Genomic DNA, 22,091 nt, shown 5'->3' on the forward strand with positions numbered 1-22,091 from the left:
CAGTGCCAAGTTCGCCCCCGGAAGGACAGCCCGTGGTCGTCTACGCCCTCATCTCCCGACAAGCGTTCCGGCGCTACCTCACCTACCGCGGCGCCCTGCTCGGCGGCGTACTGGCCAACACCGTCTTCGGCGCCATCAAGGCGTTCATCATGACCGCCGTCTGGGCGCAGCGGCCGAGCATCGGCGGCTACGGCCTGGCCGACGCCCTCACCTATGTCTTCCTCGCGCAAGCGATGATCGGTCCGATGTCGCTGCTGGCCAACGGCCTCGACATCCCGGCCCGCGTCAGGTCCGGGGACATCGGGACCGACCTGTTCCGGCCGGTCGACTTCCAGAACTACTGGCTGGCCACCGATCTGGGCCGTGCGGCCTTCGCCGTCCTGGGCCGGAGCGTCGTGCCCTTCGTGATCGGCGCGCTGCTGTTCCACCTGCACGTCCCGGAGGATCCGCGCGTCTGGGCCGCGTTCCTGGTGGCGGTGTTCCTCGGCACCATCGTCAGCTTCGCGCTGCGCTACCTGGCGGCGATGTCCGCCTTCTGGCTGCTGGACGAGAAGGGCGTGACCGGCCTGGCCAACGTCCTGACCTCGTTCCTCGGCGGCATGATCGTGCCGCTGGTGCTGTTCCCCGGCTGGCTGGGGCACCTGGCGCGGATGCTGCCGTGGGCCTCGCTGGTGCAGCTGCCGGCCGACGTGTTCCTCGGGAAGCGCACGGGGGCCGCGATCGGCGGGGCGTACCTGTTCGAGATCGGCTGGGCCGCGGCGCTGCTGCTGGCCGGGCGGCTGGTCACGCGGCGGGCCCGGCACCGGGTGGTGGTCCAGGGTGGCTGAAACCAGGGTTGCCGAGACCAGGGTGGCTGAACCGGGTCTGGAGGGAACGCCGCCAGGAGCAGTGGCGACATACATATGGACCGCCCGAATGTGGGGACGCTCCGCGCTCCAATACCGCGCCTCAATGATCCTGACCATGGTGAACTCCGGCTTCACCGCCAGCCTGGAACTCTTGGGCATCCTGGTCGTCTTCGGCAACGTCAGCTCCATCGGCGGCTTCTCACTACCGGAAGCGCTCTACCTCTACGGAACCGCCCAAGCCGCCTTCTTCACCAGCGACCTGCTCTTCACCGGCACCGAATACCTCGCCGACCGCATCCGCCTCGGCACCTTCGACGGCCTGCTGATCCGCCCAGTCGGCGTCCTCCCCCAGGTGTTCGCCGACCAGTTCACGCCCCGCCGCCTGGCGCCGCTGGTCCCGGCCTACGCCGCGCTGGCGATCGGCGTGGCCCGGGCACCGGTGCACTGGACGCCGCTGCGTGCCGCGATGGTGCCCTACACGCTGCTGATCGGCGTCGCGGTGTTCGGGGCGATCTGGATCCTGGTCGGCGCGTTCCAGATCGTCGCCGCCGACGCCTCGGAGGTGATGAACAGCATCACCTACGGCGGTCAGTTCATGACCTCCTATCCCTTGTCGCTGTACGGCCGCAAGCTGATGCTGTTCCTGACCTTCGGCCTGCCGTTGGCCTACGTGAACTGGCAACCCACGCTCTACGTCCTGGGCCACCCCGACCCGCTCGGCACCCCCGCCTTCCTCCGCTTCGCCGGGCCGCTGTTCGCCGCGGCCCTGTGGGCGCTGGCGCTGCTCGCGTGGCGCCAGGCCCTGCGCCACCACCGATCCACCGGGAGCTGACCGCCGTGACCTCTGTGATCATCGAGGCCGAGAACCTGTCGAAGACCTACACGCTGCGCAAGAAGGCCGGCCGCCTGAAACGCGAGCGGACCACCGTCGAGGCGGTCCGCGACCTGAACCTCGCCGTCGCCGAGGGAGAGCTGCTGGGCTACATCGGGCCGAACGGCGCGGGGAAGTCCACTTCGATCAAGATGTTCACCGGCATCCTGTCCCCTTCCTCCGGGACGCTGCGGGTGGCCGGATTGGAGCCGATCCGCGACCGCAAGCAGTTGGCCCGGCGCATCGGCGTGGTGTTCGGGCAGCGCACCACGCTGTGGTGGGACCTGCCGCTTCGCGACTCCTTCGCGCTGCTGCACCGGATGTACGCGGTCCCGGACGCGCGGTTCGCGGCGAACCTCAAACGCTACGTCGCCCTGCTTGAGCTGGAGCCCCTGCTGGACACGCCGGTCCGCCAGCTCAGTCTCGGCCAGCGCATGCGCGGCGACCTGACCGCGGCGCTGCTGCACGAACCGGCCGTGCTCTACCTGGACGAGCCGACGATCGGCCTGGACGTCACCAGCAAGGCCGTGGTCCGCGAGTTCCTGTCCGAGCTGAACCGCGAGCAGGGCACGACGATCGTGCTCACCACCCACGACCTGGACGACATCGAGCGCCTGTGCCGCCGGGTGGTGGTCATCGACCACGGGACCGTCGCCTACGACGGCGAGCTGACCGCGCTGCGAGCCCGGGTCGCCGCGGACCGGACGCTGGTCGTCGACCTCGCCGGGCCGGGCCCGGCGATCGACGTGCCGGGCGCGACGGTCACCCGGGTCGACGGCGCTCGGCAGTGGCTGGCGTTCCCGGCGGAGGCGAACGCGGCGGCTCTGGTGGCCGCGATCGCGGCGCGCTACGAGTTGCTGGATGTGTCGATCCGCGACGCAGACATCGAAGAAGTTATTCGCAACCTGTACACAGGCTGATACGGTAACCCGGCAATCTCGGGCGTAGCTGCTGGTCTGCACCATCTTCTCTGGGAGGCGCGTTGTCCGGATCGACGGTCCCCGGGTACACCGGAACCCGGGTGCTCGGCACTGGAGAAGCCGGCCGGATCGACGAGGCCGTGCACGACGCGAGCGGCGACCGGGTCGCGGTCACGTACCTGAGCGGGCAGCTGTGCTCGGACGAGGTGTTCCGCGAACGCTTCCGCCGGGAGGCGGAGCTTCTGGCGGGCCTGGAGCTCCCGAACGTGGTGCGGGTCCGTGATCTGGTGGAGTCCGGGAACGACATGGCGCTGGTCACGGACGCGGCGGAGGGCGCAGCACTGCGGAGGGTGCTCGCGATCTCCGGTCCGCTGTCCCCGGAGGCGGCGCTCGCGGTGCTGCGCGGGTCGCTGCTCGGGCTGGGCGCCGCCGGCGAGATCGGGGTCGTGCACCGGGACTACCAGCCCTCGGACGTGGTGATCGCCCCCGACGGGGCGGTGAAGGTGGGCGGCTTCGGGCTCGCGGTGCGGACCGAGGCGATGATGCCCGCGCCCGGTACGCCTTCTTATATGGCGCCTGAGTTGTGGGAGGGTGCGTCGCCAGCACCGGTGTCCGATATATACGCGGCCACGGCCACCTTCTACGAGTGCCTGACCGGGCGTGTGCCGTACTCGGCGGACTCCGTGTTCGAGCTGCAGACCATGCACCGGGCGGCGCCGATACCCGTGGCCGACGTGCCGGCGGCGCTGGCGCCCTTGCTGGCATTGGGGTTGGCCAAGACTCCGGCGGAGCGGCCGGCGACCGCCGCGGCGTTCCTGGCCGAGCTGGAAGCGGCCGCGGTCGTGGAGTACGGGCTGGAGTGGGAGTCGCGCGGACGGCAGGCGCTGGCGGCTTCGGTGGCGGCGCTCCCCGAAGACGCCATGTTCGAGGTGCCGACGAGTGTGCTGCATTTCGTTTCGGCCGACGCCCAGGACGCCGCCGCCACCGCGTTCGACGGCGTGGGGATGGGGCGCGGGACCAAGATCGGAATCGGCGCGGCCGTGATCGCGGTGATCGGGGCGGTGGTGGCGGCGATGGCCCTGTCCCCCGGCAAGCACAGCGCGGCGGCGGCCGGGCCGTCCGGCGGGATCGTGTCGAGCGGCGCGGACCGGGCCTCGTCGGCGGACGGCGGGGCGTCGCCCGGGGTGGCGGGAGCCGATCCGAAGCCGGGTTCGAGCCCTGTGGGCAGCGGCTCCTCAGGCTCGGCGACGACCGGGACCGGGACCTCGACAAGCGGCCCGAGCACGGCGACGACCTCGAAGACCGGCCCGGGCTCGACGCCGGCGACCACGGCGACGCTGGTCGGCCTGCCGGTGCCGACGCTGAACTCCTGGGACCCGCCGCCGACCTCCCCGCCGACCGAGCCGCCGACCACGACCGGCCCCGGCACCACGACCGGGAGCAGCACCCCGCCGACGACGCCGAGCGTCACGGTGACGATCTCGGCCAGCGCCAGCATGACGAAGAGCTCGTACAGCGGGCCGTGCCCGCCGACCGATCCGCCGACGGGGGCGGTGACCTTCACCGTGGGCGGGCTGCCGACCGGCAGTTCGGTGCCGATCACCTACCACTGGCACGTGGTCGGCGCGGCCGGGAGCGGCTCGGGCAGCGGCGAGCTCGACGCGCGCGACGGCACCACGACGACCGGGTTCACGGTCACGGTCGACCAGCATGCGCAGCAGAAGGGACTGTCCGGCACAGTCGAGGTCACGTGGAGCGCGCCGGGCACGTCCGGGGGCACGGCGACCGCCGGGTCCGTGGACATCGTCTGCACCCCCGGCAGCGGGGCCAGCAGCGGCGGCGGCGCCACGAGCGGCGGCTGAGCAACCCGCCGAGTGCCCGCCGAGTGCCCGCCGAGTGCCCGCTGAGCACCCGCCGAGCACCCGCCGAACGCCTGCTACGCCAGACCCAGCGCCTCGACAACGAACCGCCGGACCTCGCTGAAGGACGGCGGTTCCTCGTCGCGCCCGGCGAAGACCAGCTGCACCGACCCCACCAGCATCAGGGTCTTGAGCTCGGGGTCGAGGGCGGCGGGGAGCCGGCCGAGCGTGCGCTCGGCGTCGAGGTAGCCGGCCACCATACGCGTGCCCTCGGTCAGCACCGGCAGGCCGGGGACGCCGGCCGCGCGCAGCCGGGCGCGCAGGCCGTCGCGGAAGGTCACCAGGGCGAGGACGTGCCGGGCCACCGAGCCGAAGAAGTCGGTCAGCGCCTCGGCCAGGTTGTCGGCCGGATCGCCGTGCCCGGCGCGCGCCCGCAGCCGCTGGTCCTGCTCGGCGACCCGCTGCGCCCGGTCGATGAGGTAGTCGGCGAGGAAGGCGTCGAAGTCGGCGAAGTGCCGGTGCAGCACGCCCTTGGCGACGCCGGCCTCCTCGGTGACCGCCCGGCTGGTCAGCGCGGCCGGCCCCGGGCCGAGCAAGACCCGCTCGGCGGCGTCGAAGAGCTGCTGGCGGGGGTCTCGGATGGCGATGCCGGTCGGCACGGCGGGTTCCTTCCGTGGACGAGTGGGCAGGCGCCCATTAGAGTGGGCGAGCGCCCATTGGAGTGGGCACATGGTCACTGTAGCTGGAGACACCGTGTCTGAGCAGCCCCGCGAGCCGAACGCCGAGCCGAACGCCGAACCCGCCGCCACGCCGAGCGCCGAACCCCACCAGCCGCCCTCCCCACCTGCCGGCAGCGCGGTCTCCGCCTCCTTCGGCGAGGACCCGGCCCGCTACGACCGCGCCCGCCCCGACTACCCGCGCGCGCTGATCGACCGCATCGTCGGCGGGCAGCCCGCGCGCACCGTGCTCGACGTCGGCTGCGGCACCGGCATCGTGGCCCGCCAGCTCCAGGCCGCCGGGTGCGCGGTCACCGGCGTCGAACCGGATGCGCGGATGGCGGCGTTCGCGGCGGAGCGCGGGGTGGCTGTCGAGGTCGCGACCTTCGAGGACTGGGATCCGGCGGCCCGGCTCTTCGACACCCTGACCGCCGGCATGACCTGGCACTGGGTCGACGCGGCGACCGGTGCCGCGCAGGCGGCGCGGGTGCTGCGCCCCGGCGGCCGGATCGCGCTGTTCTGGAACGCCTTCCAGGTCCCGCCGCAGCTCGCCGAGGCCTTCGCCCGGGTCTACGCCGAGATCCTGCCGGAGCACCCGATGTACCAGCACGGCGTGCGGGCCGGCAAAGAGGTCTACGCACCGCTGCTCACCAGCACCGCCGACCGGCTGCGCGACGCCGGATTCGAGCAGGTCGAGCACTGGCGCGACGAGTGGAAGCGCACGTACACCCGCGCCGAGTGGCTGGACCTGTTCCCCACGTTCGGCGGCCACGCGCTGCTGCCGCGCGCGACCGTGGCCGCGTTGCAGGAGGCGATCGGGGCCGAGGTGGACGCGGTCGGCGGGGAGTTCGAGGTCGAATACGCGACCGTGACCGTCGCGGCCATCCGCAGCTGACCACACGCCATCCCGACTGTACTCGGCGTGGATACCAGATCAGCGGCGCAGTGCTTCCACCGGCTCGATCCGAGCCGCGCGCAAAGCTGGATATGCGCCCGCCAGCAACCCGACGAGCGCGCCGATCAAGGGTGCGGGCAGCACAGTGACAGGGTTCAGAATCGCAGTCCAGTCTTTGACGAGGGCGACGACCACGACGCCGCCGACGCCGAAGGCGGTCCCCAACAAGCCGCCGAGCGCGCCGACGGCGGTCGACTCGGTGAGGAACTGCGCCGCGATGTGCCGCGGTCGGGCTCCCAAACTGCGACGGAGGCCGATTTCACCGGTACGTTCGATCACCGACACCAGCGTCGTGTTCGCGATGCCGACGGCACCGATCACCAGCGTAATGCCCGCCAGCAAAAGGAACAGGCTGTTGATGTCTTTGGTGACGTGGTCCTTGAGACTGTGAGGATCCGGCGGCGGGACAACCGTGAAGCGGTTCGGATGCTCGGGTGACAGCGCAAGCGCGGCCTGGGAAGCGACGAGCGGCGCCGCACCGAGCTTGGTCTGCACCAACATGCCCGCCGGGCTGTCTGATGACGGGGCGCCGAAATCCTTCTCAGCCGTACCAGCCGGAATGATCGCACCGAGGAGGAGCTCGGGCTCGCGCTCCAAGTCGGAAATGATGCCGACCACCAGGTAGGGAACACCGTTGATGAAGACTGCGGGTTGGGCGGTCAACCGGGAGACGCCCAGGCGGCGGGCCGCTGAATCGGAGAGGACGACCACGTGCTCGCCGCGGTGCTCGGTAAACGCGTCGAACAGACGGCCCTGCTCGATCGTCGGGCCCATCGCCGCCACGGCGTCGGGGGAGGCTGCGTAGACCGGAATCGGATCGCCCCCACCGTCCTGCCCGTCCGCGATGCTCGGTGGGTTGGCCGCGACAGGAATATCGCGATTCCCCGGCCGCTCAAGCTTCCACCACACGCCGGCGTGGACCACGCCGTTCAGGCGCTCGATGCGGGCGTCGGCGTCCGGCGGGAAGTCGTAGCGGACTTGGCCGTCGATGGTGCTGCCGACCAGGGCTGGATCGCCCGAGTCGGTGATGTCGACCTGAGTTGCGGACAGCACGGAAAAAGCCGAGGAGACCTGCCCGCCGGCGGTCGAGGTCAGGCCGAGGATCACGACGAACGAGCCCACGCCCAGCACCGTGCCGAGCATCGTCAGCAGCGTGCGCGCGGGACGCTGCACCAGGCCGGCCAGGGCCTCGGAGCCGAGTTCCCGGATCCGGAGGCGAGAAGGTGCGACATCCTGAACGGCCACTGAGCGCCGTGTTCCAGAAAGGTCAGAGGACATCGGCCACCGTCGCCACCGGTATCTGTTCGCTTACCAAGCCATCGTGGATCGCCAGCACCCGGCAGGCCCTGGCGGCTACGAGCGGGTCGTGGGTGATGACCAGCAGGGTCAGCCCACCTGTGACGAGCTCGTCCAGAAGGTTGAGCACAGCCTCGGCGGTCGCGGAGTCCAGATTGCCTGTCGGCTCGTCGGCTAAAAGCAAAGTCGGCTGCTTCACCAACGCGCGAGCAATCGCGACGCGCTGCCGCTCACCGCCGGACAAGGTGGACGGCAGCGCGGCCAACCGGTGCCCGAGCCCCACTTTCCGCAGGGCGCTGACCGCATCGGCGCGGCGTTCGGCTTTGCTGCGGCGATCGGTATAGAGCTGCGCCAGCATGACGTTCTCCACGGCAGTACGGTGCGGCATCAGGTGAAACGCCTGGAAGACGAAGCCGATCCGGCGGCCACGTATAGCGGTGCGATCCCGCTCCGGCAGGCGCGCAACGTCGATTCCGTTCAGCAGGTACTCACCGGAGGTAGGGCGGTCCAGAAGCCCCAGCACGTTCATCAGCGTCGACTTGCCCGAACCTGATGGGCCGATGATGGCCACGTGCTCCCCGCCGACTACCTGGAGAGTGGTAGGACGGAGAGCGACCACCGGCGGAGGACCCGGATACGTCCGGGCGACGCCCCGGAGATCCAGAACTGGCGGGGAGTCCTCGGCCTCGACGGCCGCAACGGTCCCTTCCATCATGAGCGCCTTCGGATTGCTCACCGCTGAGCCTGTCCGATGACGACGTTGTCGCCTGCCCGCAGGCCGTTCGGATCAACCGGGGTCACCTGGACATCGCCATCGGCACTGCCCCCTGCGGTCACAAGCATTTTCTGCTGAGTCCCATCCGCCCTGACCACGGTGACTGAGGCCTGCCCATCGGCACCCGTTGACACCGCAGACAGCGGCACCGCCAAAACCGCACCCGCGGTCGCCGCCTGTGCGATCGTGACTCGCACGTCCTGCCCGGCCCAGGCCGCCGACAGCGGCGTGACCGGAGTCATGACCAGCGGATACCCGGGCGTTGTCTGAGCGCCCGGACTCGAAACGGTCTGTCCGGCGTTCCCGCTTCCCTGGGCCACCCCCTGCGGATCAGCGTCTGGGGACGCGACAGCCCCCTGCGGATTGGCGTCCGAAGGTGCGGCCCCGTTATTGAGCGGACCGATGCTGGACACCGTCCCCGCCGCCTGCTGGTCTCCCAGTGCCTCAGCATCCAACTGCACCGACATCCCGGGCTTCACCAAACCATTCTGGCCCGGCTGAAGCACCGAATCGACCACCAGCGCCCCGGATTCAAGCGTGAGCAAAGACCCGGATACGGCCTGACCGAGGCCGGCGGTCAGCTTGGTCGCGCGGACCGGGAACGAGGGCACGAAGACGACCTCCGAAGCAGGGACCATCGCACCCGTCGATGCCACAAGGTCCGACTGCGCCCTGGTTGCTTTGTCGAGATCCTGAACGGCGTAATCATACGAAATCTGGGCGGTCGCCTTCGCGTCCCGCGCAGCCTGAACAGGGCTGTCGCCGTGCGCGGCCGCCGTGCTCGGTCCTGGTACCGGGGCACCTGGCGTCCTACCCGGGCTGGTCGGCGACACTGGACCACCCGGTCTGGACGGGGTCGACGCCACTGCCGCGACGGCGTCGGCAAGCTCGTCGGTCGCCTTCTGAAGCGCCAGCTTGTCAGCGGCGACCGTACGCTGCGCCGTTGTCACCGCATCGGCGGCTGCCTGCAGAGCCTGCCGGTCGCCCGCGTCGTTCGGTCCACCAGTTGTCGGCACCGGGTATCCGATGTGCTGGTAGAACGCTGCGACAGCGGACTTTGTGTCGGGCCCGAAGTGCCCGCGGACGTCGCGCGCAGCAGAGAAGCCCAGTTGGCTCAACGCGTCCTGGAGCTGTGCCACGTCACTCCCGTCCATACCGGGCTTGAGGTCTCGGTAGGCGGGCACCAGCCCGCCCAACGCGATGATCGGACGACCGGATACCTCGATCAACACGTGCCCGGCTCGGATCTCGTCCCCGGCCTTGGTCGTCACTTTCGACACCACGAGGACCCCGCTGGACGTCCCGGATCCCCCAGACCGGGGCGTCACCGCGATCTCGCCCCCAGCCACGACCATCCCGCGCACGATCACCGTGTTCTGCAGGACTGTGCTGAGCACGGGCGCGGTCAGCACGGACGGGGTCGGCGCCCTCGTCTCGGCCGCCTGCTCGGCAGGGGACTTCACGTACGCCGAAGCCGCCAGACCGCCGGCGGCGATCAGCGCCGCGACCAGCGCCGCAACCAGGAACAACCGTTGTCGGCGAATGGTCTTCGACAGAACGGCGAGCGTGGTGTCCGAGATGTCGTCGGGCATCGACGAGCTTGTCGGGTCAGACATACGAGGTTCAGCATCCAAGGTGTGCGGGTTTCGACGTGCCGCGCGGAACGCGCGGGCCAACGCCCGGGCAATCATCGCCGTATGCCACGACGGCCTTCGCGCCCTAACAGGCGCCCGAGCAAGTGGCGACCACCTTCGCGGCGTTGGCCAGTTGGCCGTTCTCCCAGTCCTTGATGGCTTTCAGCTGGGTGGCGTGGTCAGTGATCGCCTGATTCTCATAGCTTTGATAGACGCCTGCGATCACGTTCACCAGGTTCGTCTTTTGTTTGCACTTCACATCAGCAACCGCGACGGCGACCTCGGACGACGTCGGTACCGCACTGCCCCATCGCCGATCCCCCGCCGCGTCCTTGGGCGTCGCATACGAGAAACCCATGCTCTTCATACAGTCGCTCCACGCACTGTTCGCCACGCGGATCTGAGGGCTCTCGTTCTGAGCCCGCACTGCGAGCTGGAAACGGAGGTCGCCGACGAAATTGGCGTCCTGTGCGGTCTGCCCTTGGCTGAGCTTCGCCGTGGCGGAGCCGATACATCCGCCCGGCGGCACCATCTGACCATTGACGTAACCGGTCTTGGAACCCTGCAGAACAACCACCTCGGCGGGATCCTGAGTCGGCATCGCGCCCGTGCCTGATTGGCCCGTGCCCGATTGGTTCGACGCCGAAGACCCGGTCATGGGCGCGTGGTAGCCGAACCGGCTGGCCGCCTCCAACTGGGTCGGCCGAAACCAGGCCAACGGGCTCTGCGCATCCGCCGAAACAGCCTGCGGCACGGAGCCGGCAGACGACGCGGGATAGCCGAACCGTTCCATGCACGTCGCGATGAGGAAATGTTTCGCGTCATTGAGGGTGGCCGTCTGCGCCGACGTCATGATGTAGGCATCGAGTGGCAGAGACAGCACCGTTCCCTGGCTGCCGTCGGCGGCAGCCAGATCGACTGCCGGGGCCGCCGTGATCTGCGGGTACAGGGGCCCCTTGCCCGATGACGTCGATGGCTGGGCGGCGGAGTCTCCGCAGCCCGCGAGCACAGCCGTCGCGGCCAGGGCGGCAGTCACGATGCCAACGATTCTCATCTGTCCCAATCACTTTTCTCATGGTTGTTCACTTCGAAAACCAGCGTCTGCCACCGCAGTGGAATAAGCGGCGGATCACCGACTGGCAATCCGCCGTCGACTGGGTCAGTTACATGCGCCGCCAGCCCAGTTGTAGGACATCAGGTTGTTCTTATACGGTGAGCTCATCAAGTTGTGGCTGTTCTCCGGCGCAGTGGTGAAGGGCGGGTACCCAGCGCCGTTGCAGTACGAGTTGATCCACCCGTTGAACGTCATGTAGGCCGAGTAGTTCGCAGTCGAAGCATCGTTGTTGCCCAGCGGATCACCATTGCTGAAGTATTCGCCGTTGGCTGTCGGGGTGTCATCCGAGCCACAAGTACCTCCCCCACAACCTTCTCCAGTCCAGATCCAGAAGGAACCGCCTCCATAATTTGAGTTTTCAAATACACATCCGGCTCCCACCGTCCGCGGGCAAGGAGATGAAGTCTCCGCCTCAGACCTGGGTGCATTCACCAACAGACCACCGAGCACCACGGAAAGTGCGATCAGCAGTATGGCAATCGGATGCCTCGCTCGGACACGGCTTGCGTACGTCTCCAACGGTGTAACCCTTCTCTTCCTCGCGCCAGAAGCCGGCCGCGGGCGACCGGCGTATACGAGCCCTGACTCAACAGGCAGGGCTCCGTGACCGTCAAGATCGGCGGGCCTCGCCCGCTCGCCGGTGGCTCAGAACCATGACCCGCGAAACGGCGGAGTGCCCCCACCCCTGGATGATCTTGATGGGCCGGCGCGAGACCGTCCACTCGCAGCACCCTGACACCATCGGCGCATTCCGGCCGGTCGGCACGCCAGGCGGGCGATGCCCGGCCTCGTGGTGGATATGGACGCCTCGACCGTCATCCGCCACTCGGAGAAGGCCTACCGGACCGTCACCGGGGAGCACCTCAACGTCACTGAGAAAGCCGATCTGGACCGGGCTCCGCAGTACGCGAGACATCAAGGTGCAGTGACCGTGCGAATTCACTCGTCGGCTGCGGATCGCGCGATGTCCACGCGAACGGCGATCGCGCCCTCAGCGCCCAGCCAGCGCCGCTTCCCCAGCGGCCCGCATCTCCGCCACCGGCGCCGGCACCCGCCCGGTCATCAGCTCCACCTGCAGCACCGCCTGGTGCACCAGCAGGTCCAGCCCGCCGAGCACGGCGCCGCCACGGTCCGCCCACGCGGCGGCGAGCGGCGTCGGCCAGGGGTGGTAGAGCACGTCGAACAGGGTCCCCGGGGACGCCGGAACCGACGCCGCGAGGCCGTCCGTCGCGCCGGCCGGCGTCGTGCTGATCACGAGCTCGCCCTCGAACGCCGCCGCGGCCTGGTCCCAGTCCCGGATCCGCACCGCGGTGCCGACCGCCTCGGCGATCGCGTGCACCTCGGCGTCGCGGGCCCGGTTCCGGATGTAGATCTCGACTTCGCCCTTCGCGATCCCGGACAGGGCCGACAGCGCCGAGGACGCCGTCGCGCCCGCGCCCAGCACCGCCGCCGACACCGCCTCCGTCACGCCGCGCTCGGCCAGGGCGTTGACCAGGCCGGGGACGTCGGTGTTGGTGCCGGTGCGCGAGCCGTCCGCGGTGAACAGCACCGTGTTCACCGCCTCCACCGCCCGCGCCGTCGCGCTCACCTCGTCCAGCAGCGGGATCACCGCGCGCTTGAGGGGCATGGTCAGCGACAGACCGGCCCACGAGGCGTCGAGCCCGGACAGGAAGTCCGGGAGCGACGCCTCGTCGACCTCGTGCGCGTCGTAGGTCCAGTCGGTCAGGCCGAGCGCGGCGTACGCGGCCCGGTGCAGGACCGGGGAAAGCGAGTGCGCGATCGGCGAGCCGAGGACGGCGGCGTGGCGAGTCAGCTTCGGCTCCTCACTTGTTGCAGGCGTGTTTGAACTCCGACGTCTGGTGGACGTTGAAGAACGACGTACCGGTGGGGGTCACGCACCAGTAGTAGCTGCCGTCGCCGGCCGGCGCCAGCGCCGCCTTGATCATGTCGTCTGACGTTATGTAGACCGGCGTGGGGGGCAGACCGAGGTGCGTGTAGGTCGAGTAGGGGTTGTTCGGGTCTGCGACCTGCCCCTTCAGCGGGGTCTGGCCGGGGGCGAGGTGCGGGAGGGTGTACAGCGCCGTGGAGTCCACAGCCAGGTAGTCCTTCGCCTTCAGGCGGTTGTAGACGCCCTCGGCGACCTTGGGGGCATCGCTGGGGTCGTTGACCTCGCCCTCTTCGATCGAGGCGACCTTCAGGACGTCCTCCGGCGTGCACTTGACGGTGCCGCAGGTCTGCGTCGCGGCCTTGGCCACGAAGTTGATGCTCTTCAGGAACGCCATCCGGTTGGCGACCATCTGCGTCAGCAGGCTCTGCGGCGTGTCGGACGAGGTGATCGAGTAGCTCCCCGGTTCGAGCATCCCCTCGACCGTGAACTTGTGGTCGAGCGAACTCACCGACCACGCCGGCAGGCCGATCGCGTTGCTGGCGATCGCCGTGTCGAAGTCGGACTGCTTGTAGTGCCGCTTCGCGATCAGGTCGGCGATGACGTCCTTCGACCACTCGTGAGACGTCACCACCACCGTCGAGGCGTCCGACAGGTTCGACTTCTTCAGCAGTTCCAGCACCGCGTTGGTGCCGGAGATCTGCGGGCAGATCGAGTACGTGCCGGCGGTGATGCCGGTCGAGCCCTGGTTCTGGTTCGCCGCGTTGACGTAGGCCCGCGTGCTCTTCACCACGCCGGCGCTCAGGAGCGCGTTCGCGATCTGCGAGCCGGTCGCGCCGCGCGGGATGTCCACCGGCACCTTCGCGCTCGCCTGGCAGGTGGCCGCGGCGGTGTAGTCGGGGGCGGGGCCGTACTTGCCCTTGTAGTAGGAGTAGCCGGCGTACATGCAGCCGCCGAACAGGCTCAGGATGCCGACGAGGACGAACAGCGGGGCCCAGGCGCGCAGCTTGCCGCCGCGGCGGCGCGGGGCCTGGTCCTCGAAGAAGCCGCCTTCGTCCCAGTCGCCGCCGCCCTGGCCGTAACCGCCCTGGTCGTAGCCGCCCTGGCCGTACTCGTCCGCGGCGGCGCCGCGGCGGCCTCGGCTCCCCCGGCCGCCGCGCGAGCGGCCGGCCCGGCCGCCGCCGTCGTCGTCCCAACCCTGGCTGCCGTGCTCGGCATACGCCGCGTCGTCGGCGGACGCCGAGCCGGTGTCGCCCCAGCCGTCGTCGGCATAGGAGTCGGCCGCTGTGGCGGTTCCGCCGGCGCCGTACGGGTCCTGCGACGGCTGCGCGTACGGATCGATGACTTCGCTCTGCACGACCTTCGGGCCCGGGCGGGCGGCCCGGCGGCCGCGCGTGCCGCCGGCGGCCGGCGCGGCCGGCTGCTGGCCGTAGTCCGGCTGCGCCTGCTGGCCGTAGCCGGGCTGCTGGTAGCCCTGCTGTGGTTGCTGGCCGTACTGCGGCTGCTGCGGCTGTTGCGGCTGCTGGCCGTAGCCGCGCCCGCCGCCCTGCGGCTGCTGGGCCTGGCCGCCGTAGCCGGGCTGCTGGCCGTAGCCGCGCTGCGGGCCGGGCTGGCCCTGAGGGTCCTGCTGGCTGTAGCCGCGCTGGCCCTGCTGCTGGCCGGACTGGTCGTACCCCTGCTGGCCCTGAGAACCCTGCTGCTGGCCGTAGCCCTGCTGGCCCTGCTGTCCGTACGAACCCTGCTGCTGGCCGTAGCCCCGGTCGGGCCCGGACTGCCGGCCCTGCTGCTGGCCCTGCTGCTGGCCCTGCTGGCCATACGACGGATCCTGCCCATACGGATCCGACGGCTGCGCATCGGCCCTCCGGCGGCCACGCCCCTGAGGCGCGTCGCCCCCGTATCGCCAATCGCCGTCGCTCATCAGTTGCCGTCCTCCAGCTGGACCATCAGGCCGGGCGGACGTCCGGACATCCGTTCGGCATCAAGTGCGTTCTGCAAGATAACCACGGCGGCCGCTTGGTCTACCACCGATCTGCCTTTCTTGGCTTTGACCCCGGATGCCCGCAATCCCTGCGTCGCGGTGACCGTGGACAGGCGCTCGTCGACCAGGCGGACCGGCAGCTCCGGACCGAGGCGGCGGGCCAGATCCCGGGCGTAGCCGCGGATCTTGGCCGCGGCCGGGCCCTCGCCGCCGGACAGCGAGCGCGGCAGGCCGACCACGATCTCGAAGGCCTCGTACTCGGCGGCCAGCGCGGCCAGGCGGTCCAGGGAGGCGCGGCGCGGCTCGGCCTTCACCGTCTCCACCGGGGTGGCCAGCAGGCCGTCGCGGTCGCAGGAGGCCACGCCGATCCGGACGGTGCCGACGTCGACCCCCAGCCGCACACCGCGGCGCATCTCGCGCTGCGGGGACGAGTCCGGAGACTGGTCCGGAACCTGTGGCAGCTCCATGATCCGCGCCTCCTCCTTCCGTCCGGGTACGGTTCACGCCAACCGTGACGCGTCCGTGACCGTACCCGGTTCCGGCCTCCGCTGTCGCCTCCGGCGGCGATGCCCGACTTGCCGGACACGGCATGACAACACCCGAATCACCGTGCGTGACAGAGCCCGGGACCGACTCGGCGGTCCCGGGCCCCGAAACGTCAGGCGCAGCCTACGCGGCCACCTTCTCCGCCACCGCGCGGCCCACGCCCTCCAGCGCCGCCGGGATCGCCGTGACGTCCGTGCCGCCGCCCTGCGCCACGTCGTCCTTGCCGCCTCCGCCGCCGCCGAGGGTCTTGGCCGCCGAGCGCACCAGCTCGCCCGCCTTCAGACCGAGCGCGCGCGAGCCCTCGTTGGTCGCGATGACCACGACCGGGCGCTCCCCCGCCGCCGCCGCGACCGCGACCACCGCCGGGCGCGTGCCGAGCCGGCCGCGCACGTCCAGCACCAGCTTGCGCAGGTCGTCCGCGGACGCGCCGTCCGGCGCCCGGTGCGTGACCACCGCGACACCGTGCACGTCGGTCGCGCCGTCCGCGAGCGAACCCGCGATCTGCAGCAGCTGGCCCGCCTTGAGCGCGGAGATCTCCTTCTCCGCGTCCCGCAGCTTGGACATGATGCCGCCGACCCGCTCGACCAGCTCTTCCGGCCGCGCCTTCACGACCTCCGCGAGCTGCGCCACCAGGACGTGCTCGCGCGCCAGGAAGTTGTACGCGTCGGTGCCGACCAGCGCCTCCACGCGCCGCACGCCGGAGCCGATCGAGGACTCGGAGAGCAGCTTCACCAGGCCCAGGCGGCCGGTGTTGTCCACGTGCGTGCCGCCGCACAGCTCGTGCGCCCACTCGCCGACCGAGACCACCCGGACCCGGTCGCCGTACTTCTCGCCGAACAGCGCCATCGCGCCCATCGCCTTGGCCTCGGGCTGGCTCATCACCTGCGCGGTGACCGTGAGGTCGTCGATCAGCAGCTCGTTGACGCGCTGCTCGACGTCCGCCAGCACCGAGTGCGGCACCGCGCCCGGGGAGGCGAAGTCGAAGCGGAAGCGGCCGGGCGAGTTCTCCGAACCCGCCTGGGTCGCGGTCTCGCCGAGCAGTTCGCGGAACGCCTTGTGAACCATGTGTGTCGCGGTGTGCGCGCGGGAGATCGCCGCGCGGCGCGCGGTGTCCACCTCGCCCCACGCCTCGGTGCCCAGCACGACCTCGCCGTCGCGCACGATCGCCCGGTGCGCGATCAGGTCGCCGACGGGCTTCTGCACATCCACGACCTCGGCCAGCGCGCCGTTGCCGAGCCGGATCAGGCCGTGGTCGGCGAGCTGGCCGCCGCCCTCGGCGTAGAAGGGGGTGCGGTCCAGGACCAGCTCCACCTCGTCGCCGGGCTGCGCCGAGCTGCCGACCTGGCCGTTGACCAGCATCGCCTTCAGCAGGCCCTCGGAGGAGACCTCGTGGTAGCCGGTGAACGCCGACGGGCCCGCCGCGTCGAGCAGCTCCCGGTACGCGGACATGTCCGCGTGGCCGGTCTTCTTCGCCCTCGCGTCCGCCTTCGCCTGGTCCCGCTGCTCCTTCATCAGGCGGCGGAAACCGTCCTCGTCGACCGTCAGGCCGGCCTCGGAGGCCATCTCCAGCGTCAGGTCGATCGGGAAGCCGAAGGTGTCGTGCAGCTTGAACGCCTGGTCGCCGGAGAAGACCGCGCTGCCGGACTTCTTCGCCTCGTCCGCGACGGTCTCGAACATCGCCGAGCCGGTGCGCAGCGTCTGCAGGAACGAGGTCTCCTCGGCCACCGCGACCGCCACGATGCGCGAGGAGTCCGCGATCAGCTCGGGGTAGGCCTGGCCCATCGCCCCGATGGTGGTCTCGACGAGATCCTTTATGGTCGCGCCGTGCGCGCCGAGCAGGCGCATGTTGCGGATCGCGCGGCGCATCAGGCGGCGCAGCACGTAGCCGCGGCCCTCGTTGCCGGGCGTGATGCCGTCGCCGATCATCATCGTCGCGGTCTTCACGTGGTCGGTGACCACGCGCAGCGAGACGTCGTTCTTGGTGTCCGCGCCGTAGGTGACGCCCGCGATGGACGCCGCCTTGTCCAGGATCGCGCGCGAGGTGTCGATCTCGTACAGGTTGTTGACGCCCTGCAGGATCGTCGCCAGGCGCTCCAGGCCCAGGCCGGTGTCGATGGACTTGCTGGGGAGCTCGCCGAGGATCGGGAAGCCGCCCTTGTCGCCGCCCGCGCCGCGCTCGAACTGCATGAAGACCAGGTTCCAGAACTCCATGTAGCGCTCGTCGTTCACCGCGGGGCCGCCGGCCTCGCCGAACTCCGGGCCCCGGTCGTAGAAGAGCTCCGAGCACGGGCCGCAGGGCCCGGGCACGCCCATCGACCAGTAGTTCTCCTTCATACCGAGACGCTGGATGCGCTCGGCCGGGAAGCCCGCCTTCTTCCAGATCTCCTCCGCCTCGTCGTCGTCGAGGTAGACGGTGACCCAGATCTTGTCCGGGTCCAGGCCGAAGCCGCCCTCGGAGACCGGCGTGGTGCACAGCTCCCACGCCATCGGGATGGCGGTCTCCTTGAAGTAGTCGCCGAAGGAGAAGTTGCCGCACATCTGGAAGAACGAGCCGTGCCGGGTGGTCTTGCCGACCTCCTCGATGTCCAGCGTGCGCACGCACTTCTGGACCGAGGTCGCGCGCGGCCAGGGCGCCGGCTGCTCACCGAGGAAGTACGGCTTGAACGGGGCCATGCCCGCGATGGTGAGCAGGGTGGTCGGGTCGTTCGAGATGAGCGACGCCGACGGGACGACCGTGTGGCCCTTCTTCTGGAAGAAGTCGAGCCAGCGGCGGTGGATCTCCGCGGATTCCATGAGCTTGTCAGCCTTCTGGGAAATGCGGCGCGCGTCGGGTGATGTCCCTGGCGCCGCGATTGATGACGGGGCGTCGGGGTGGGCCGGCTCAGCCGGGCAGGGCGGCGGCCGGCCCTAGATAGCTCGCGCCTTCTTGGAGGAACCATCGTCCTCACCCGCGGGGGGCACATCGATGCCCAGCGCGACGTTCAGTTCGTCCTCGCGGTCGCGCGCCAGCTCGCGCACGTCCTCGAAGAACTCCTTGACCGAGTCCAGCAGGCCGCCGCCGGAGACCGAGACCCGGTCCGCGATGCCCGCGGGGGTCAGCTCCTTGGCGGTCGCGGTGACCTTGCGGAAGACCAGCACACCCGCGGTCGCGCCCATGGACACCCAGAAGAGGCGGCGCACAGTTCCCGTGAACATCAGACCGTCATCCCTTCTTCTTGTCGGCGCGACGGGCCTTGCGGTCCGCCTTCAGTTCGGCCTTGACACGCTTGGCCACGTCCTCATTCTTGCGCGAGGTGATGGCCGCGCGCACCCCATAACTGAAGGAGGCCACCTTCACCAGCGGTCCGCCGATCGCCGAGGTGGCGGTGGAGACCAGGCCGGAGACGTTCTTGGACATCGTCTCGACGTTGTCGGTGATGGCGTCGACCTTGACCAGCTGGGCGTTGCCGTTCTTGACGGTGTCGGTGATCTCGTTCAGCAGCGGGACGGTCTCCTGGGTGATGCCGGCGACCAGCTTGGTCGTCTCCTTCAGCACCTCGGCCACGCGGACCAGGACGAAGGCGAAGAAGCACACTCCGATCGCGAAGAAGATCGCGAACACCAGTCCGACAATCGCGCCAGCGGACACCAGGGACTCCCTGAGTTGTTATCGATATTGAAGACACACGCCCTGTATGAGCAAGACATTGCGTATGAGCACAGCACCTTACCGCGCGGCCTGGGGTATCAGGCACGGGGCTCGGCGGGGTTACGGCATCGGTGTGTCAGGAGCCGTCGGGGCCTACAGCATCGTCCGTACGGGCGTCTACGCCACCGAGCATGGCCCTGACACGGTCGTAGACGTCGGAGTAGCGGGCCTCCGCGCCGTGCCTGGTGGGCTCGTAGTAGCGGCGGTCCTTCACGGCGTCCGGGGCGTACTGCTGCGCGGCCACGCCGCCGGGGACGTCGTGGGCGTAGACGTAGCCCTGGCCGTGGCCCAGGGACTGCGCGCCGGAGTAATGAGCGTCACGCAGGTGCGGCGGCACCGGGCCGGCCAGGCCCTTGTGCACGTCCTCCAGCGCGGCGCCGATCGCCTTGACCGCGGAATTGGACTTCGGGGCCAGGGCCAGGTGGATCACCGCGTGCGCCAGCGTGATCTGCGCCTCGGGCCAGCCGATGAAGGACACCGCCTGCATCGCGGCCACGGCCACCTGCAGCGAGCTGGGATCGGCCATGCCGATGTCCTCGCTGGCCGAGATCACCAGGCGCCGGGCGATGAAGCGCGGGTCCTCGCCGGCGTCGACCATGCGCGCCAGGTAGTGCAGGGCCGCGTCCGCGTCGCTGCCGCGGACCGACTTGATGAAGGCGCTGGCGACGTCGTAGTGCTGGTCGCCGTCCCGGTCGTAGCGGACCGCGGCGCGGTCGACGGCCTGCTCCAGGATGTCGAGTCCGAGCTCGGCCGGGCCCCGGCCCCCGGCCGCCGCCAGCGCGCCGGCCGCCCCGGCCTCCAGCGCGGTGAGGGCGCGGCGGGCGTCGCCGCCGGCGATGCGCAGCAGGTGCTCCTCGGAGTCCGCCGGGAGCGTGACCTTGCCGGCCAGGCCGCGCTCGTCGTCCAGCGCGCGGTGGATGACCTCGCGGACGTCGTCCTCGGTCAGCGGCTGCAGGGTCAGCAGCAGCGAGCGGGACAGCAGCGGGGAGATGACGGAGAAGTGCGGGTTCTCGGTGGTCGCGGCGACCAGGGTGACCCAGCGGTTCTCCACGGCCGGCAGCAGGGAGTCCTGCTGGGCCTTGGAGAAGCGGTGGATCTCGTCGAGGAACAGCAGGGTCTCGCGGCCGTACATGCCCAGCTCGCGCTTGGCCCGGTCGACGACGGCCCGGACCTCCTTGACGCCGGCGTTGATCGCGGACAGCTCGGCGAAGGTGCGCTCGGTGGCGTTGGCCAGCACGTAGGCCAGGGTGGTCTTGCCGGTGCCGGGCGGGCCCCAGAGCAGGATGGAGGAGGGCACGGTGACCCCGTCCCCGGCCTTGACCAGCCGCCACAGCGGAGAGCCGGACCGCAGCAGGTGCTTCTGCCCGACGATCTCGTCCAGGACGCGGGGGCGCATGCGCACCGCGAGCGGGGCCGCGATCCTGGCCTTCTCGGCGCCCGCCTCCTCGAACAAGTCCAGCTGCTCCACGTCACGACCTTAGCGCCCCGGGCTGACAGCCCCGTCCGCCACAATGATCGTCATGATGGAAGCGATGACCGAACCCGTGATACGGCGCACGGAGTCGACCGACGAGCTGTTCGCCGCCGCGGGCCGGGACTACCTGCTCCGCTCGGACGCCGCCCCGGAGGAGTCCCTGGCCGACCAGGGCGTGGCCTGGCTCGCCGCGGACGGCGGCTTCGCCTTCGGCGGCTCGAAGCAGGGCGCGGACCTGGTCGACTGGCTGACCGTGATCGGCACCCCGGACACCGCCCTGGCGCTGTTGCGCCGCGCGCTCGCCGAGCTGCCGCGTCCGCCGCACGGCTTCAGCGTCCCGCGGGAGACGGACCTGGGCTCCCTGGCCGCCGGGGAGCTGGACCAGTGGGACTTCATGGCGTTCGACCCGGCCTGGGGCGTGGACCTCGCGGTCCTGCCCGGCGAGGAGCGGGTCGCCGAACTGCTGCCGTCGGCGGCCGCCGACGCCGAGATCCGCGAGTTCCTGAAGCTGGCCAACCCCTCGCACTCGGCCAAGCCGGGCTGGGAGGGGATCCAGGCCTGGGGCGTGGTCCGCGACGCCGGGGGCGCACTGCTGGCCTGCGGCGCGTACTGCCGGCGCGACGGCGGCAACGGCTACCTGGCGTCGATAGGCACGGCCCCGGCCGCCCGCGGCCAGGGCCTGGGCGCGGCGGTGTCCTCCTGGCTGACCCGCCGCTCGGTGGCGAACGGCGACGACTTCTGCGCCCTGGGCCACTGGCACCCCAACGAGCCGGCCCGCCGCATCTACGCGCGCCTCGGATACCGCACGACGCACCAGATGAAGAGCGGCAGGCTCGCCGCGTGAGCCGCTTCGACCTGCGCGAGGTGTCGGTCCGCCGCGAGGGGCACCTGATCATCGACCGGGTCACCGCCACGATCGCCCCGGGGCGCTGCACGGCCCTGGTGGGACCCAGCGGCGCGGGCAAGTCGACGCTGCTGCGCCTGTTCAACCGCCTCGACGACCCGAGCGAGGGCACCGTCCTGCTGGACGGCGCGCCGCTGGACTCGCTGGACGTCCTCGCGCTCCGGCGGCGCGTCGGACTGGTCGGCCAGCGCCCGGTGCTGGTGACGGAGTCGGTCCCGGAGGAACTCCGCGTCGGCGCGCCGGACCTGGCCGACGACCAGGCGCTGGCCCTGCTCAAGCGCGTGGGCCTCGGCGAGGAGTTCTACGACCGGCCCACCCATGGACTGTCCGGCGGCGAGGGCCAGCGCGTGTGCCTGGCGCGCACCCTGGCGGTCGGCCCGCAGGTGCTGCTGCTGGACGAGCCGACCTCGGCGCTGGACCCGGAGGCCGCGGCGGCGGTGGAGGACACGCTGTGCGGTCTGCTCGGCGACGGGCTCACGGCGATCCTGGTGAGCCACCGCGCGGCGCAGGTGCGGCGGATGGCCGACGACGCGCTGGTGCTGCGGAAAGGGCGGCTGGTGGAGAGCGGGCCGGTCGCGGAAGTGGCTTATGTGAGCGAGGGCGATTAGCGGCGGCGTCGGGGCCGCCC

General features: G+C 70.5%; 19 protein-coding genes. 7 read left to right on the forward strand and 12 right to left on the reverse strand.

The window, feature by feature from the left end; all coding sequences use genetic code 11:
* The first annotated feature begins 32 nt into the window (after positions 1-32).
* The 4 genes from ABH926_RS11635 to ABH926_RS11650 all read left to right on the forward strand — a co-directional run bounded on the left by ABH926_RS11635 (position 33) and on the right by ABH926_RS11650 (position 4,501).
* Positions 33-827 (forward strand): ABC transporter permease, encoded by a 795-nt coding sequence (locus ABH926_RS11635; RefSeq protein ID WP_370365455.1) that lies wholly within the window; start codon positions 33-35, stop codon positions 825-827.
* A 124-nt stretch (positions 828-951) separates the two neighbouring features.
* Positions 952-1,680 carry an ABC transporter permease gene (locus tag ABH926_RS11640; protein WP_370365456.1) on the forward strand — a complete coding sequence of 243 codons (729 nt, stop codon included), beginning with the start codon at positions 952-954 and terminating at the stop codon, positions 1,678-1,680.
* Positions 1,677-2,639 carry an ATP-binding cassette domain-containing protein gene (locus tag ABH926_RS11645; RefSeq protein ID WP_370365561.1) on the forward strand — a complete coding sequence of 321 codons (963 nt, stop codon included), beginning with the start codon at positions 1,677-1,679 and terminating at the stop codon, positions 2,637-2,639. Before ABH926_RS11640 ends, ABH926_RS11645 begins: the two co-directional genes overlap by 4 nt.
* Positions 2,640-2,701: 62 nt before the next feature.
* A complete protein-coding gene (locus ABH926_RS11650) occupies positions 2,702-4,501 on the forward strand; it encodes a protein kinase (protein ID WP_370365457.1) in 1,800 nt (599 codons plus the stop codon).
* A gap of 74 nt (positions 4,502-4,575) precedes the next feature.
* On the opposite strand, the gene ABH926_RS11655 is transcribed toward ABH926_RS11650, so the two are convergent.
* Positions 4,576-5,157, reverse strand: coding sequence for a TetR/AcrR family transcriptional regulator (locus tag ABH926_RS11655; RefSeq protein ID WP_370365458.1), 582 nt, complete (start codon positions 5,155-5,157; stop codon positions 4,576-4,578).
* A gap of 94 nt (positions 5,158-5,251) precedes the next feature.
* On the opposite strand from ABH926_RS11655, the gene ABH926_RS11660 reads away from it, so the two are divergent.
* Complete coding sequence (locus tag ABH926_RS11660) at positions 5,252-6,109, forward strand: class I SAM-dependent methyltransferase (RefSeq protein WP_370365459.1); 858 nt, start codon at positions 5,252-5,254, stop codon at positions 6,107-6,109.
* Positions 6,110-6,148: 39 nt separating this feature from the next.
* Here ABH926_RS11660 and ABH926_RS11665 read toward each other — a convergent pair whose 3' ends face one another.
* From ABH926_RS11665 to ABH926_RS11715, 11 genes are all read right to left on the reverse strand, one after another.
* Positions 6,149-7,447 (reverse strand): ABC transporter permease, encoded by a 1,299-nt coding sequence (locus tag ABH926_RS11665; RefSeq protein WP_370365460.1) that lies wholly within the window; start codon positions 7,445-7,447, stop codon positions 6,149-6,151.
* The gene (locus tag ABH926_RS11670) at positions 7,437-8,180 is read right to left on the reverse strand and encodes an ABC transporter ATP-binding protein (RefSeq protein WP_370365562.1); all 744 of its coding nucleotides are present in this window, start codon (positions 8,178-8,180) and stop codon (positions 7,437-7,439) included. Before ABH926_RS11670 ends, ABH926_RS11665 begins: the two co-directional genes overlap by 11 nt.
* Positions 8,181-8,197: 17 nt before the next feature.
* Positions 8,198-9,832 carry a peptidoglycan-binding protein gene (locus ABH926_RS11675; protein ID WP_370365461.1) on the reverse strand — a complete coding sequence of 545 codons (1,635 nt, stop codon included), beginning with the start codon at positions 9,830-9,832 and terminating at the stop codon, positions 8,198-8,200.
* Between the two features lie 127 nt (positions 9,833-9,959).
* Complete coding sequence (locus tag ABH926_RS11680) at positions 9,960-10,910, reverse strand: hypothetical protein (protein ID WP_370365462.1); 951 nt, start codon at positions 10,908-10,910, stop codon at positions 9,960-9,962.
* A 1,069-nt stretch (positions 10,911-11,979) separates the two neighbouring features.
* On the reverse strand, positions 11,980-12,801 hold the full coding sequence (locus tag ABH926_RS11685; RefSeq protein ID WP_370365563.1) for a shikimate dehydrogenase: 822 nt from the start codon (positions 12,799-12,801) through the stop codon (positions 11,980-11,982).
* Positions 12,802-12,811: 10 nt separating this feature from the next.
* A complete protein-coding gene (gene mltG, locus ABH926_RS11690) occupies positions 12,812-14,791 on the reverse strand; it encodes an endolytic transglycosylase MltG (protein ID WP_370365463.1) in 1,980 nt (659 codons plus the stop codon).
* Complete coding sequence (gene ruvX / locus ABH926_RS11695) at positions 14,791-15,318, reverse strand: Holliday junction resolvase RuvX (protein WP_370365464.1); 528 nt, start codon at positions 15,316-15,318, stop codon at positions 14,791-14,793. Before ruvX ends, mltG begins: the two co-directional genes overlap by 1 nt.
* A gap of 202 nt (positions 15,319-15,520) precedes the next feature.
* Positions 15,521-18,190, reverse strand: coding sequence for an alanine--tRNA ligase (gene alaS, locus ABH926_RS11700; RefSeq protein ID WP_370365466.1), 2,670 nt, complete (start codon positions 18,188-18,190; stop codon positions 15,521-15,523).
* A 114-nt stretch (positions 18,191-18,304) separates the two neighbouring features.
* A complete protein-coding gene (locus ABH926_RS11705) occupies positions 18,305-18,592 on the reverse strand; it encodes a hypothetical protein (protein WP_370365467.1) in 288 nt (95 codons plus the stop codon).
* A 7-nt stretch (positions 18,593-18,599) separates the two neighbouring features.
* Positions 18,600-19,025: a DUF948 domain-containing protein gene (locus ABH926_RS11710; protein ID WP_370341766.1), complete on the reverse strand. Its 426-nt coding sequence runs from the start codon at positions 19,023-19,025 to the stop codon at positions 18,600-18,602.
* Between the two features lie 136 nt (positions 19,026-19,161).
* Positions 19,162-20,553: a replication-associated recombination protein A gene (locus tag ABH926_RS11715; RefSeq protein ID WP_370365468.1), complete on the reverse strand. Its 1,392-nt coding sequence runs from the start codon at positions 20,551-20,553 to the stop codon at positions 19,162-19,164.
* A gap of 64 nt (positions 20,554-20,617) precedes the next feature.
* Here ABH926_RS11715 and ABH926_RS11720 point away from each other — a divergent pair, with 64 nt between their 5' ends.
* Together ABH926_RS11720 and ABH926_RS11725 are read left to right on the forward strand one after the other, a co-directional pair.
* On the forward strand, positions 20,618-21,403 hold the full coding sequence (locus tag ABH926_RS11720; RefSeq protein WP_370365469.1) for a GNAT family N-acetyltransferase: 786 nt from the start codon (positions 20,618-20,620) through the stop codon (positions 21,401-21,403).
* Complete coding sequence (locus tag ABH926_RS11725; RefSeq protein ID WP_370365470.1) at positions 21,400-22,071, forward strand: ATP-binding cassette domain-containing protein; 672 nt, start codon at positions 21,400-21,402, stop codon at positions 22,069-22,071. The genes ABH926_RS11720 and ABH926_RS11725 overlap by 4 nt, the downstream gene beginning before the upstream one ends.
* The last annotated feature ends 20 nt before the right edge of the window (positions 22,072-22,091 follow it).

Origin of the sequence: Catenulispora sp. GP43, assembly GCF_041260665.1 — a bacterium.
Taxonomy (GTDB): Bacteria; Actinomycetota; Actinomycetes; order Streptomycetales; family Catenulisporaceae; genus Catenulispora.

Bases quoted from the DNA above. Each gene is read 5' to 3' on its own strand.
- ABH926_RS11705 (WP_370365467.1), bottom strand. From the start codon at position 18,592: ATGTTCACGGGAACTGTGCGCCGCCTCTTCTGGGTGTCCATGGGCGCG.
- ABH926_RS11665 (WP_370365460.1), bottom strand. From the start codon at position 7,447: ATGTCCTCTGACCTTTCTGGAACACGGCGCTCAGTGGCCGTTCAGGAT.
- ABH926_RS11670 (WP_370365562.1), bottom strand. From the start codon at position 8,180: ATGATGGAAGGGACCGTTGCGGCCGTCGAGGCCGAGGACTCCCCGCCA.
- ABH926_RS11675 (WP_370365461.1), bottom strand. From the start codon at position 9,832: ATGCCCGACGACATCTCGGACACCACGCTCGCCGTTCTGTCGAAGACC.
- ABH926_RS11640 (WP_370365456.1), top strand. From the start codon at position 952: ATGATCCTGACCATGGTGAACTCCGGCTTCACCGCCAGCCTGGAACTC.
- ABH926_RS11720 (WP_370365469.1), top strand. From the start codon at position 20,618: ATGACCGAACCCGTGATACGGCGCACGGAGTCGACCGACGAGCTGTTC.
- mltG (WP_370365463.1), bottom strand. From the start codon at position 14,791: ATGAGCGACGGCGATTGGCGATACGGGGGCGACGCGCCTCAGGGGCGT.
- ruvX (WP_370365464.1), bottom strand. From the start codon at position 15,318: ATGGAGCTGCCACAGGTTCCGGACCAGTCTCCGGACTCGTCCCCGCAG.
- alaS (WP_370365466.1), bottom strand. From the start codon at position 18,190: ATGGAATCCGCGGAGATCCACCGCCGCTGGCTCGACTTCTTCCAGAAG.